Raw genomic sequence first — 14,174 nt, 5'->3', positions numbered from 1 at the left:
GGAATAGAAGCCTTGGCAGCCCGGGTCCCTCTTGAGGAGGGGGTCCGGGCTGCCGTCGTTTCAAGACGTGTTATATGCGGTGTCCTTGTCGGTACTGCGACGGACTTATGCTCATTTTTTTGGAAAATATCCGGCTCAAATACATGCCGCTTTCGTATCCGCACCTCTCGGCAATCTCATCGAGCGTGAGACGGGTCTCGAGAAGCAGCGTTCGCACCCGGTTCAGTCTTATGGCGGTAAGGTAATCGATCGGAGTCATCCCGAACGAAGCCTTGAACCTGCGCGTAAACTGAACGGCACTAAGTCCGAATTTGCCGGACAGCGCTTTCATACTGAACGGCTTCAAGGCGTTATCCCGTAATATCTTCTCCGCTTGCCGAATCAGCGGATCATCCTGACGGCCGATCTTCTCGCGTTGGGCGCAACTCCACTCCCAGGCAAACAGCTGCCACAAGTCCTGCAGCAGAAAATTTCTGCGACTCCGGCTGAACGGATCGATAAGATCGGCCGCTTTGAGCAGGTGCGCGTGAGTGGAAGCGAGCCGCTGGATGTCTTGAATCATAAATTTGCCTGTCGGATCGGGAGTCAGTTGCCGTTCGCTGCGTACCGATTCCCCGCTCGGGGAATACCAGTTGAAGTTGGCGACGAGAAACGTCGATGGCTTCAGCATTTCACGCTGAAACGGCGTATCGGGAGGACACAGCAGCAGGTCATCCGCTCCGGCCGTGCCCTGATGCTTTCCGATTTTGAACCGGAAGCCGCCGGCGACCACGATAAAAATGATCCACAACGGAGAGCGCTCGTTGGCATGCTTGAAGCTCTCTTTGTTTTTCCATTCGGCCACGTGGATCAATTGCGGCAGAAGCTGTCCGGGATTGTATTGTTCCATAAACGCGTTCTCCATCGTAATCGGATTGTAACGGATAGACGGGACGGAAGGGTGAACGATCCGCTCTTGTTCCCGTCATACGCCGGGAAGAGACAACTTCAGCTTACCTCACGGACGAAATCTTGACCACTGTTTTACAAACTATATAAGATGAACTAAAGACCCAGCTAAGAGTTGCCCAATGCAATGGAAGAAGGGAATTGCCTTGTGAGCGAGTTTTGGCTCCCAAGTTTCAACCTTGGCCGCAGGCTATTCATTCAAAGAAACTCAAAACAACCTGTCTGAAGCTGCAAGGCAATCCCTTCCGGAATGGAATGAACGTTAAAACCTTTAGTTTAACTTATATAACGGTAAGAAATGCGAGTGCGCCACTAACGAATGCCGGTTTGACTTCGCGATTCCCGATTGCTACATTAATGAAAACACATTATGCCGCAAGGGTGGGACCAGCTTGACCGGATTTTTGCTTCTGTTAGTCATCGGCCTCGTATCCGCCACCTTCGGCAGCATCGTCGGGCTTGGCGGGGGCATTATTATCGTGCCGGCTCTTCTGTATCTCGCTCCGATCATGCTGGACAGGGACATTTCCACGGCTGCGGCGGTCGGTACATCGCTGACCGTTCTTATTTTTACCGCGCTCTCTTCCACGCTGACGTTCATGAAGGAAAAGAAGGTCGATTTTCGCAGCGCCTGGCTGTATTTCATCACGAGCGGCCCGGCCGCTATGATTGGCGCCTCGCTGACAGGCAACTTCGCTCCGCGTCCGTTCGAGCTGACGTTCGGCTTCTTCATGCTGTTCATGGCGCTGCTGCTCATCCTGCGCAACAAGATGAAGCCGGCGGCCATCGATTGGCGCATTTCAAGGACGTTCACGGATGCGCACGGAGATACTCACCATTACGGCTACAACATACCGGCCGCTCTCGCGGTCGGGTTTTGCGTAGGCTTCATTTCCGGTCTGTTCGGCATCGGGGGAGGGTCTCTGTTCGTGCCCGTCATGGTGCTGCTGTTCCGCTACCCGCCGCATGTGGCGACGGCCACTTCGATGTTCGTCATCTTCCTGTCCTCGATCCTCGGGAGCATAACGCATGGCCTTCACGGAGAAATCGACCTGTACAGCGCGATCGCACTCATTCCCGGAGCATGGGTCGGCGGCTGGCTGGGCGCGCGGATCGTCCGCAGAATGAGCGGGGGAGCGCTGCTGTGGGTGCTGCGCATTACGCTGGTCGCGTTCGCGGTCAAGATGATAGGGGGATAATTCCCGCGAAGCCGGGAAGGAAAGCGCTTTTGTCGGAAGCGCCTAACCGATTTGGGTGAAACTCCGAAGAAATGTTGACGTATATGTAATATACTAATCTCGTACCGCAGATTTGAAAGAGAAAGTATGAATGAAATGAGTGAGCGATATTGGGCAACGATCAAAAAACACCCTTTACGGTAAGCGGCAAAAGCTTCACCGCCGTCGCCATCAACACGGCCGCCAAGGCCGGAGAATGGATTAAGCTGAAGCTCGGGGCGCATGCATCGCTAACGACGAAGAGCACGCCGCATGACCTCGTAACCGAAGTGGACAAAGGCTCGGAAACGATGATCCGCAACTTGATCAAGACGCATTTTCCGCATCATTCGATATTGGGCGAAGAAGGAGTCGCGCCGGGAGCCGAGGCTTCGGCCCAAGCGCTGAAGGAGCTGCAGGACGAGGAATATTTGTGGATCGTCGATCCGATCGACGGGACGACCAACTACGTCCACGGTTTCCCGTTTTTCTCCGTCTCCATCGCGCTGGCGCACCGCGGCGAAGTCATCGTCGGCGTCGTCTACGATCCGAACCGCGACGAGCTGTTCGTGGCGGAGAAGGGCAAGGGCGTCTACGTCAAAGGCAAGCGGTTGGACGTCTCCAAGGAAAGCAAGCTGTCCGAAGCTTTAGTCGCGACCGGGTTTCCGGCGGACAGCAAGTTCGCCCTTCCGGTTAATATGAAAGGCTTGCAGGCCGTTGCGCCGAGAGCAAGAAACGTTCGCGTCGCGGGCTCCGCCGCCCTGCATATGGCTTATGTGGCCGCGGGCCGGTTGAGCGGCTTCTGGGAAATCGGCTTGAACAGCTGGGATATCGCCGCCGGCGCGCTGTTGATCCAGGAAGCCGGCGGTCAAGTGACCGACACGGCCGGACAACCGTATTCGCTGGCCGTCCGCCACGTGCTGGCCACGAACGGGGCGATTCACGAAGAGCTGCGGGAGACGCTGGCGAAAGCCCAAGCGACGGGGTTTTAGTCCGGGAGCAAGGAGATGACACGGCTTCTCGGCGGAGGGGCCGGATGTTTCCCTTATATGCGTCGCATCCAGCAGGACCGTCGGGCGTTTTCGAGGCCACTGAAAAAGACACGTTTTTTTCGTGAAGCATCGATTATTAAGCTTGATGTTACAAAAAAACAACGAAAAGACCGTTTAAAGCCATCTTACGGCTAAACACGGTCTTTTTCATCTTTGAAATAAGTCGAAAGGACTTTTTCAGTGGCCTCTCAGCTTCCGGACGGTTTTGTGCGGTTCAGACGGCTAACGGTTATCGGACCTGTCTGCCTCATCTTTTTCCTGTTGCTTTGTACCGCGTTTTGCTTTGTGCGTCCCCTCCAACCCCTTCAGTTCGGTGACTACGTCGATTAACTGTAAAACATGCCGTTAATTCGGTAGCGAATCACCCTTCAGCTGTTATTAACTGGAAAATGTACAGTTAATTTAGCTCGTTATTCTTGTTTGGCGTTATCGTGAACATTTACCTGCATGTATTCCAGTTATTTCGAATAATTTCGGTTTTTCGCTGTATTTACCTGCATGATTTCCAGTTGTTTTACAGAGGGCCGAATCCGGCCGGAGATCGCCTCATCCAAAGGCTTTCGCGGCCTTGGCAAGTGTCCCGTTTTACTGTCCGATCGGAAGGGACGATCGTCACCGCCCGGATCAAGAGAGCGGGCTAGCCCGCATAAGTATAATTCTCCGGGATCTGCATCAACGGGGGCTAAATGTGCCTACTGTGTACCGACGGACTATTTTCAGCAATTGACACACTCATAATCGACTGCTTCGTCTGCGCTTCCTTATCGCAAAGAACGAAAACAGGGAAACGCCGGATGAGACTCCTATCACAGCCCGTAATTGCCGCAGCCGACGAAAATCCATTCCTCCGCACAGTAAAATCCATTCCTTTCCGCTGACGAGTATGGTATATTCGCAAAGAAAAAGCGATAATGAGATTCATTATCAACGAATGCTGCCACATTAGATGCGGGAGGTTGAAAGGATATGAGCTTGGCCAGCACGGAAACGGAATTGGCCCGAATTATAAAGGAACGCCGGTCGGTGCATCAATTCGACAGCAGGGAAGTGGAGACCGATCTCGTTCGCGAGCTGCTTGATACGGCGGTATGGGCGCCGAACCACAGGCTGACGCAGCCGTGGCGATTCGTGCTCGTTCATGGAGCCGGTCGCGAGCGGCTCGCCAATATCGCCCGCGGCAACATCGAGAAAAGAGAAAGCGACCCGGCAAAGCGCGAGGAGATGGGACGGAAGTTTTACGACCGGTTCATGAACGTTCCCGTTTTTCTGGTCGTCGTGCAGAAGGAAAATCCGAATATGGCGGTGCGGGAAGACGATTTCGCCGCCATGAGCTGTCTTATCCAAAATTTCAGCCTGCTGGCGTGGGAGCGGGGGCTCGGACTTGTCTGGGAAAGCTATCCGCTGCTTGCACAATCCGAATTCCGCGAAACGCTGGGCATCGTTGCCGGCGAGAGGGCGATTGCGAGCCTTCACATCGGCTACCCGGCGAAGGTGCCGACCGCCCAGCCGCGGATTCCGGCCGCCGAGCTGCTGACCGTAATCAATCAGCCGTAAAGCTTCGCAACAAAGTACAGGACGCTTGCGTTACCCGACGGCGATACGGCCTTGCCCGCGGTGAAACGCGGGCGTTTTTGCGTAGACGGGGCCGAGACGTCCGGCTCGCCTTTTCGTGGACGAGAGGGACGTATTTTGGAATCCTAACTATTCAAACCGGACGTCTACAGGTATAATTTTATAGATAATGATTCTAAAGAAAGCAGGGCCATCGGAATGAGAAGCAGGTTCAAATTTACTATCCGCACCAAAATCGTACTAGGGTATATGGCAGCGATCGTATGCTTCATCGTTTCGCTTGTTTTCGTGGACAACCAGATTACCGTCATGCAGCAAGAACGAAATTACGTTATCGAGCACGATATCGGCGTCCACGACTTGACGAACCGGATCGAGAAGCATTTGCTGGATATGGAGACGGGCCAACGGGGATTTACGATTACCGGAGATCAGGAATATTTGGATCCCTATAATAACGGGAAGTCGAGCTGGAGGCAGGATTACCTGCAGCTGTACGACTTGCTGGCAGACAACCCCAGCCAGCAGAACAAGCTGGTGGGCATCAGGGCGCTCATCGAGCATTGGATTGAAATTGCCGGTGATACGGCCGTCAACCTGAAGAAGGAGAACCGGACCGAAGCGCTGGCCCAATTTTACAAAAAAGACCCGGGCAAGCAGGATATGAACGAGATCCGGGCCCAATTCGAAGCATTCAGAAATACGGAAACCAACCTGACCAATGAACGGGCCGCTCAGTTGAATGAGCGGAATACGGCGTTGAAGATAGTGCTATATATAATGCTGGCCGCGATTCTGCTCATTTCCACGGCGCTTGCGACCTGGATCTCCGGATCGATCGTCAAAACGATTCAGGAGGTCATTCGGTCGATTACCGAAATCGCCACGTCCGGAGGGGGCCTGGGCAGACGGATCGATGTGACGACCCGGGATGAGATCGGCGAGCTGGGACAAGCGACCAATGCGCTGCTGGAAAGCCACGAGCGCAAAAACTGGCTGAAAACGAAGCTGGCGGAAGTCGTCGGCATGTATCAAGGCATCGAAGACATGTGCACGCTGGGTCAATCGTTTCTGGCCAAAACGGCTCCTCTGTTGAACGCGGATTACGGGGTGTTCTACATCCGCTCCGGCAAGGGCGAGCAGCGGCGGATGGTTCGGTGGGCATCCTACGCTGCGGCGGGCGAAGCGGCGGGCACCGAAGGCTTCAAAATCGGGGAAGGACTCGTCGGACAGTGCGCGGCGGAAAATCGCGTCTTCCATATGACTCGCGTCCCTGACAACTATATCCGGATTGCTTCCGGTCTTGGACATACCGCTCCGCACAGCGTGCTGATCGCCCCGGTGGAGTTTGACGGCGAAGTAACGGCGGTTATCGAATTGGCCGCCTTGGAACCATTCACGCCGCTTCAGCAGCAGCTGCTGGAAGAGCTTCTGGACACGATCGGACCGGCCATCAGCAGTGTGGAGAGCCGCATGGAGATCGAGAGGCTGCTTCGGGAGTCCCAGGCGATGACGGAGGAATTGCAGACTCAGGCGGAAGAGCTGCAAACGCAAGCGGAGGAGCTGCAAACCCAGCAGGAGGAGCTGCGCGTGTCCAATGAACAGCTGGAGGATCAGAACCGCTACTCGGAGCAGAAATCAAAGGAACTGGAGCAAATCCGCATCGAGCTCGAGGAATATACCGAGCAGTTGAAGCAGAGCTCGAGGTACAAGTCCAATTTTCTGGCCAACATGTCCCACGAGCTCCGAACGCCGCTCAACAGCATGCTTATTTTGTCGCAGCTGTTGTCCGAGAACGCCAATCTCACTCCCGACGAGCAGCAGTATGCGAAGGTCATTCATTCGGCCGGCAACGATCTGCTCAATTTGATCAACGACATTCTCGATCTGTCCAAAGTCGAAGCGGGCAAGGTCGACATCGTCCCCGAGGAGATGAGCTTGACCGAGCTGCCGACGATCATGCAGTACCAGTTCGACAAAGTCGCCGAGCAGAAAGGGATCGAATTCGCCGTCCGGCTGGACCCGGAAGTGCCTACGATTTTCTGGACGGACGAACGCCGCCTGCATCAAATATTGCGCAATTTGCTATCCAATGCATTCAAATTTACCGAAAGCGGCTCCGTCACGCTCTCGATCGGAACCGTCGATCCGAAGCAGTTGGCGGGCTTGCTCCCGGTCAAACGGAGCGGACTCGTGCTTGCTTTTTCCGTCATCGATACGGGAATCGGCATCCCGAAAAACAAGCGGGAGGCGATATTCGAGGCGTTCCAGCAAGCGGACGGGACGACGAGCCGCAAATACGGCGGGACCGGGTTGGGCTTGTCCATCTGCCGCGAGCTGGCCAAGCTGTTGGGGGGAACGATCGTCGTCGACAGTATGGAAGGACGGGGCAGCACGTTTACGCTGTATTTGCCCTCGGTCGAGAACGGGCATATGCTGGAGCTGGTCCAGGCTTATGAGGAAGCGGCGGCGGGCGTCGAGCTTGCGGAAGCCCCCCTTCGGGCGGGTAGCGCCGACAAGAGCGGAGACGAATGGAATGCGGAGATCCACTCCGAACCGTCCGACAAGTCCGTCTTCGAGCGGAAGCGAGTGCTGGTCGTCGATGACGACACCCGCAATATTTTCGCGCTCAGAAGCATACTCGAGGAGTCGGGGATCCGCGTAACCGTAGCGGGCAACGGTCAAGAGTGCCTGGAGCTGCTGGAGAAGGAAGAGCGCTTCGATTTGATCCTGATGGACATTATGATGCCGGTGCTGGACGGCTATGCGACGATGCGCCAAATTCGCGAAATTCCGCAATTCGAGACGCTGCCGATTATCGCCCTGACGGCGAAGGCGATGAAGTTCGACCGGGAGAAATGTTTGGAAGCCGGTGCTTCCGACTATATAAGCAAGCCGCTGAACATGCATCAGCTGTTTTCGTTGATGCGCGTCTGGCTAACGAAGGGGTGAGTCATGGACGATCAAACGAAGTACGAGGGCGTCGACCCGGATGAGGACCAGACCGCAAACGAAATCGAGAACGTCGAGATCGAGCTTCTGCTCGAAGGATTGAATCGGCTTTACGGCTTCGACTTTCGGAACTACGTGCGATCTTCGATTCGCAGACGCATACTGAACCGCGTACGGATGGACAATCTTCCGTCCATCACCGCCCTTCTGGAGAAGGTGCTGCACGATCGGGCTGCGGCGGGCAAGCTGTTCGAGGACTTTTCGATCAACGTGACGGAAATGTTCCGCGATCCCGATTTCTTCTTCACCTTCCGGAAGATGGTCGTCCCTCTGCTCCGGGCGCTCCCGGAAATCCGCATCTGGCATGCCGGCTGCTCCACGGGGGAAGAAGTATACTCGATGGCCATTCTCATCCAGGAGGAGGGGCTTGCCGACAAGACGCAAATTTTCGCTACGGACATGAACGAGCGCATATTGGACAAGGCGAGGACAAGCGCCTTCCCGCTGACGCGGATGCAGGGCTACACCCGGAACTATTTGCTGGCCGGAGGAACGCAGGAGTTCTCGGCCTACTACACGACGGACAACGAGTATGCGTACTTCCACCCGGAGCTGCGGGAGAACATTATGTTTTTCCAGCATAATCTCGTAACGGACCGTTCGTTTCACGAATTTCATGTGATCGTGTGCCGGAACGTCCTGATTTATTTCAACCCGACGCTGCAGGCCAAAGTGCACCGGTTGTTCGACGAGAGCCTGCATCAGACGGGCATTCTGGCGCTGGGCAGCAAAGAATCTTTGATCTATATCGACAATGCGGACGGCTACGAGCCGATCGATTCGGGGAGAAAAATATTTTGCAAAAAGCAGAAGTAAGCCGCGCCGGGCATTTGCTTTCTGCTAGTCCTTGTTTTCTTTATCCGAACGATGAGCTTCCCTGTATTGCGTGGGGGTGATCCCCGCGCTTTTTTTAAACAACCGGCTGAAGTAGAAAGGGTCGGCGAATCCCGTAACGCCGGCGATTTCCTGGATCGGCTTATCGCCGGAGCGAAGCAAATGCTTGGCCAACTGCAGACGAAGCGACTGGATATACTCCACGATCGTCACACCTGCAAACTGCTTGAAGACATGGCTCAAATATTCGGAGTTGCGGTCCAATGCCCGTTCCATCTCGGCTTTGTTCAGCAGCGGGTCGCAAAACCGCTCGTGAAGCAACAGCAGCAGCTTGCGGTAAGTCAAGTACGAGGTCGGCGGAGAAGTTTGGGCATGGTGGTGATGAAGCCAGTCGTCCGCCAGCAGCTCGAGAAATTGTCCCAGCACGAGCGAAGCGCGGAAGCGGAAGTAGCCTTGCGGGAATTTCAGCCCATGTACGATACGTTCCAGCAGTACGAGCAGCTCATACTGATTGGAAGGCAAATACCGGCGCGGCAGCAGCAGCTTGTCCTCATCGGGAAACTCCCCGGTTCTCAGATTGCTCCCGGCCAGCATTTTTTTGAGGTCGATTTCCTGTTTTGTCCATTCGCCGATTCGCGCCAAGGCCGGGCACGCTTCGAACTGGAGCCAGAAAAATCCGCTGTTGTCGCCGATCCGCCTCCACCCGCCATGCTGCTCCCACGGCTCCAGCAGCACCATTTCCCCCGACTGCAAAGTCATATTGTCCCCGACCGCTTGCAAATAAACGGGACCTTCCGTCACCATAATCAAGTTGAAATAAGGATTGGCGTGGGGTGTCTGATAAAACATGCCGTCGCCCATGTGCCGGTCCGCCCATTTCACATCAATTCGGTTGTGCGTAGAAAGCGTATAAAACATCCTGTTCTCTCCTCAGTTCCGCATACCCCATTATCGCAACTTACACTATGTTGGCCTGCTGTCCGGTCCGCTATAATCGACTTGAACCGGCATTCAAATTCATTATAGCAAAACCGGCAGGGGAGCGATGACAGACGAAAGCATATGAGGTGGCCGTTTATTATTTTCCGAATTATCATTTGGATCCGCGCAACGAGCGATGGCACGGAGAGGGCTGGACCGAATGGGATCTGGCGCGTGCCGCGACCCCGCGGTTCGAAGGACATCAACAGCCCAAGCTGCCGTTATGGGGCTTCGAAGATGAAGCGGATCCGGGCGTGATGGCCAAAAAAATAGCGGCCGCCGCCGATCACGGGATCGACTGTTTTATTTTCGACTGGTACTGGTACGAGGACGGGCCCTATTTGCAGCGTGCGCTCGAAGAAGGATTTCTCGGAGCGGCGAACAACGGGAACCTGAAGTTTTCGTTGATGTGGGCCAACCATGATTGGGTAGACATTCACCCCGCCCAACGAAGCCGACCCGCGAACAAGCTCGCCGGCGGGACCGTTTCGGAGCAAGCTTTCCTGACAGCGACCGACCATATGATTCGCCGCTATTTTACGCATCCCTCTTACTGGAGAGTGAACGGGGGATTGTACGTTTCTTTGTATGAAATCATGAGCCTTATTCGCGGATTGGGCGGGATCGATAAAACGAAATCCGCTCTGCAACATTTTCGTGAACGGGTCAGGGCGGCCGGTCTGGGCGAGCTTCATCTCAATGCGGTCGTATGGGGCAAACAAATTTTACCCGGGGAACAAGGCATGACGAATGTGAATGACCTTCTGGACAGTCTCGGTTTCGACAGCATCACCTCCTACGTGTGGATTCATCATCAAGCGATGCCGAATTTTCCGACTACCTCGTATGACGAATACCGGGAGGCCAATGTCGCGGATTTCGGGAAATTCACCGACTTGTACAGGCTTCCTTATTACCCCAATGTTACGATGGGATGGGACCCGAGTCCGCGCACGATCCAGACCGACCGATATGACAATGTGGGCTATCCGTTTACGCCGATATTGGCCGGGAATACGCCGCAGTCGTTCGAGCAATCGCTGTTGGCCGCCAGACGATTTCTCGACTTGGGCAAGACCAAGCCGCCGATCGTTACGATCAACGCATGGAACGAGTGGACGGAGGGAAGCTACCTGGAGCCCGATACGGTGAACGGTTACGGTTACTTGGAAGCAATTCGGCGCGTGTTCGGAAGCCGTTAACCCGTCGGGACGAAGTCGCTTGATAATCTCGCGGGTGGAGGCCAGGTATGCGTAAGGATGGATGGAAGCGTCGAGACGATCGAGAAGATGGGACTGGACGAATAGTCGAACATCCATCAGGATGTTTATGCAGTTTGGAAAAAAAGGAAAAAAGAGAGAAAAAGGGAACAGGAAGGAATCCCCGGCATGGGACTCCTTCCTGTTTTTCGTTTCCAAACCATTATGCCGCAGCAAGCTACATCCCCGCCGTCGTCACGATGACGACATGGATTTCGTCGATGGCCCGGCGCACTTGACGGACGATGCTCCAGTTGTTGACTTGCCGTTCCTGAAGCGCCTTCAGCCTATCGCGGAGCTCCTGCTGCTCGTACGGGGAGAAATACGCCTTCAGCAGCTTCGAGGCGTCCAGCAGCATAACGAGCAGGACGGTCGCATCGTCGGCGGGCGGCTGCGCCAGCATGCCGGAGCGGATGTGCTGTACGATCCGGTGGACGGCGGCCGGATCCGGAGTTTGGACCGTCCTGGGAAAGACGAACAGCACCTTGCGGCGTTCCTCGCTCATCAGTCCGTCAGCGACCAGCGGCGCCATCTCCGCATCGCAGAATGGAACGCGGAACCGCCGGTGAGCGTACAGATCGTGTATCCATTTCCGTACCGTTTTCGGTTTGGCGGCAGCCGAGCATTGGGCGAGCAGCAGATCGGCGCCCGCCGAGCCGGTCGGAGTGGCGTTAACGACTTCGAGCTTGCCGTTCTCGTGCAGACGGAGCCGGCCTTCCAGCAGCAGACCGGCTATGCCCGCGCCGCAGACGTACGTTTGCATCACCTGCTTCACCGGCGGAACCAGCTTGTGTACGGCCGGATCCGAGGCGAGCAGCATATATTGTTGGGACAACGTCAGCCCGGACATCGGAGCCCTCCTAGCGGCAGATTGCGTTCCGCATCCTATGCCTATTTTTTTCTGCGACAGCACAATTCGCCTACGGGCGTGCATGTGCGGCATGATCGGTGAAGGCTGGCTGCCTTGGCCGGCGTTTTGCGGGACCGCGAATCCAACAAATAGCGGAACTAGAGTATGCTATTGACCCGACCACTCGTATGGATTGCAAAATAACGGAAAACCGTTCCGCTATTCTGCTGTTCCTGATCATACTCACCCCGGAAGATCGAGATAACGAATGTCTGTTCCGTTATCTTCAAGAGTATAACGGAATTCGGGACCATAACGGAACATAGTTCCTCTAATTACAGCAACGCGCCGTACCCGCTTCATCATCAAGGGGCCTCCAGCTTGTATGCGGATTATGCTGTCGTAGTTTTTTACGTTATACAAAGTTTAACATCGCCACGGCACGAAAGCGAGATGCTACTTTCCCTATCGCGAAAACTACCGCTATTCTCGGGAGCCAAACTTGTGCTATTCTCGGGAGCCAAACTTGCGCATTGTCGGGATGGCGAAAATCGTGTACAATCGGTTCTAGTCTAATTGTTAACCAAATATCATTATTACAGGTTGACAATTAAACGGGACGTTTGCCTGCAGCAGCACAATAGGGAAGGCGGGAAACGATGAATCGACGAGGACTGTTTATTACGGGAACGGATACGGGCGTAGGCAAAACGAGGGTTGCGGCCGGAATGGCCGCCGCGCTCCGGCGATTGTCCGCCGAGGGCCGATTCCCCGCCGCCGAAATCCGGGTGTGGAAGCCGGTGCAGACCGGAGTCGTATCGGCCGGACATTGCGATGCGGACAGCTTCCGGCTCGCGGCGGAAGGCGGTCTGGCGCAAAATCCGCGGGATATCGCCACGTTAACGTATGCCGAACCGTTGGCGCCATGGATGGCTGCGCGGCGGACCGGCGAGACGATCGATTATGCCGCGCTGCTTGCCGACGGGCGCAGGCGTTTGGGCGACGGCGATTTTTTGCTCGTCGAAGGGGCGGGCGGGCTCGCCGTGCCGATTACGGACACGAAGCTGATCGCCCATCTGGCGGCGGAGCTTGGTTTGCCGGTTCTCATCGTGGCTCGTGCCGGACTGGGCACCGTCAACCATACGCTGCTGACGGTAGCCTTGGCACGACATAGCGGCATACGCGTTGCCGGGGTCGTTCTGAACGGGGCGGCGGCTCACACTGAGGCGGATCGGCTCTCCGTGGAGGAAAATGCGGAAATGATCGCAGCCTTCGGGGAAGTCCCGGTCGTGGGCACGCTGCCGTGGACGGAGCAGGCAGACGGAGCCAGTTCCCCCGACTGGATCGACACGATGATAACACGGCTCGATTGGACGACATTGCTCGGAGAATAACAATAACGATATAAGCCATAGGAGGAGATACGCGTGATCGAATTGCGTTCGAAATGGGATATGTTCGCCGAGAAGGCGCTTCGCGGGGAACGGTTGACGATGGAGGAAGGACTTGCCGTGCTGGAGGCGGACGATGACGAGCTGCTGCCGATGATGCAAGCCGCTTTTCAGGTGAGGAAGACGTACTTCGGCAAAAAGGTGAAGCTGAATCTGATTATTAACGCGAAGAGCGGGCTTTGCCCGGAAGATTGCGGCTATTGCTCGCAGTCCATCCTGTCGAAGGCGCCGATCTCGAAGTACCCGCTGCTGGAAAAGGACGTGCTCGTGGACGGCGCCCGCAAAGCGATGGAGCTGAAGGCGGGCACCTACTGCATCGTGGCCAGCGGCCGGGGACCGACCGGCAGGGAGCTCGATCAGGTCGTCGAGGCGGTGAAGGAAATCAAGTCGACGATGCCGATGAAAATATGCGCCTGTCTCGGCATTTTGAGCGAGGAGCAGGCCGTTCGGCTGAAGGAAGCGGGCGTGGACCGCTACAACCATAATTTGAATACGAGCGCCGGCAACTTCGCCAATATTACGACTACGCATACATACGACGACCGGGTGAATACGGTGGAGAAGGTGAAGGCGTCCGGCATGTCCCCTTGCTCGGGCTGCATCGTCGGCATGGGCGAGACGAACGCCGAGATCGTGGAAGTCGCCTACGCGCTGCGGGAGCTGGATGCCGATTCGATTCCGGTCAATTTCCTCAATTCGATCCCGGGCACTCCGCTCGAGAACAACCGGGAGCTGAATCCGCGCAAATGCTTGAAGGTGCTTGCGCTATTCCGATTCCTATGCCCCACCAAGGAAATCCGCGTATCCGGAGGACGCGAAGTCAATCTGCGTTCGCTCCAGCCGCTCGGGCTATATGCCGCCAATTCCGTTTTCGTCGGCGATTATTTGACGACGGAAGGCCAAGAGGCGACCGCGGATCACCGGATGATCGAGGATCTCGGATTCGAGATCGAGCTGTGCGCGCTGTAAGGCCGGACGGGGATCATCCGATGCAATGG

11 protein-coding genes are annotated in these 14,174 nt (G+C 55.7%); 8 read left to right on the top strand and 3 right to left on the bottom strand.

Annotation, left to right across the window (positions count from 1 at the left end; genetic code table 11):
* Positions 1–70: 70 nt before the first annotated feature.
* Positions 71–889, bottom strand: a complete 819-nt coding sequence (locus FE784_RS32910; protein ID WP_176706681.1) for a helix-turn-helix domain-containing protein — start codon at positions 887–889, stop codon at positions 71–73.
* A 451-nt stretch (positions 890–1,340) separates the two neighbouring features.
* Here FE784_RS32910 and FE784_RS32905 point away from each other — a divergent pair, with 451 nt between their 5' ends.
* The 5 genes from FE784_RS32905 to FE784_RS32885 all read left to right on the top strand — a co-directional run bounded on the left by FE784_RS32905 (position 1,341) and on the right by FE784_RS32885 (position 8,617).
* Positions 1,341–2,147, top strand: coding sequence for a sulfite exporter TauE/SafE family protein (locus FE784_RS32905; RefSeq protein WP_139606491.1), 807 nt, complete (start codon positions 1,341–1,343; stop codon positions 2,145–2,147).
* Between the two features lie 149 nt (positions 2,148–2,296).
* Positions 2,297–3,157, top strand: coding sequence for an inositol monophosphatase family protein (locus FE784_RS32900; RefSeq protein WP_139606490.1), 861 nt, complete (start codon positions 2,297–2,299; stop codon positions 3,155–3,157).
* 1,026 nt (positions 3,158–4,183) lie between these two features.
* The gene (locus tag FE784_RS32895) at positions 4,184–4,771 is read left to right on the top strand and encodes a nitroreductase family protein (RefSeq protein WP_139606489.1); all 588 of its coding nucleotides are present in this window, start codon (positions 4,184–4,186) and stop codon (positions 4,769–4,771) included.
* 216 nt (positions 4,772–4,987) lie between these two features.
* Complete coding sequence (locus FE784_RS32890; RefSeq protein ID WP_139606488.1) at positions 4,988–7,741, top strand: CHASE3 domain-containing protein; 2,754 nt, start codon at positions 4,988–4,990, stop codon at positions 7,739–7,741.
* A 3-nt stretch (positions 7,742–7,744) separates the two neighbouring features.
* Entirely contained in the window at positions 7,745–8,617 is an 873-nt protein-coding gene (locus FE784_RS32885) for a CheR family methyltransferase (RefSeq protein ID WP_139606487.1), read from the top strand.
* Positions 8,618–8,641: 24 nt separating this feature from the next.
* Here FE784_RS32885 and FE784_RS32880 read toward each other — a convergent pair whose 3' ends face one another.
* The gene (locus tag FE784_RS32880) at positions 8,642–9,553 is read right to left on the bottom strand and encodes an AraC family transcriptional regulator (protein WP_139606486.1); all 912 of its coding nucleotides are present in this window, start codon (positions 9,551–9,553) and stop codon (positions 8,642–8,644) included.
* Between the two features lie 149 nt (positions 9,554–9,702).
* Between FE784_RS32880 and FE784_RS32875 the strand changes: the two genes are divergently transcribed.
* A complete protein-coding gene (locus FE784_RS32875; RefSeq protein WP_139606485.1) occupies positions 9,703–10,818 on the top strand; it encodes a glycosyltransferase WbsX family protein in 1,116 nt (371 codons plus the stop codon).
* Between the two features lie 235 nt (positions 10,819–11,053).
* On the opposite strand, the gene FE784_RS32870 is transcribed toward FE784_RS32875, so the two are convergent.
* The gene (locus FE784_RS32870) at positions 11,054–11,725 is read right to left on the bottom strand and encodes a GOLPH3/VPS74 family protein (RefSeq protein ID WP_176706680.1); all 672 of its coding nucleotides are present in this window, start codon (positions 11,723–11,725) and stop codon (positions 11,054–11,056) included.
* Positions 11,726–12,384: 659 nt separating this feature from the next.
* Between FE784_RS32870 and bioD the strand changes: the two genes are divergently transcribed.
* Together bioD and bioB are read left to right on the top strand one after the other, a co-directional pair.
* Positions 12,385–13,119 carry a dethiobiotin synthase gene (gene bioD, locus FE784_RS32865; RefSeq protein WP_139606483.1) on the top strand — a complete coding sequence of 245 codons (735 nt, stop codon included), beginning with the start codon at positions 12,385–12,387 and terminating at the stop codon, positions 13,117–13,119.
* A 60-nt stretch (positions 13,120–13,179) separates the two neighbouring features.
* Complete coding sequence (gene bioB, locus FE784_RS32860; RefSeq protein ID WP_218103851.1) at positions 13,180–14,145, top strand: biotin synthase BioB; 966 nt, start codon at positions 13,180–13,182, stop codon at positions 14,143–14,145.
* Positions 14,146–14,174: the final 29 nt, after the last annotated feature.

This window comes from Paenibacillus hemerocallicola (genome assembly GCF_006265175.1).
GTDB lineage: Bacteria > Bacillota > Bacilli > Paenibacillales > NBRC-103111 > Paenibacillus_AB > Paenibacillus_AB hemerocallicola.
The sequence above is the reverse complement of the archived record's forward strand: the minus strand, read 5'-3'. Positions and strand labels throughout refer to the sequence as shown.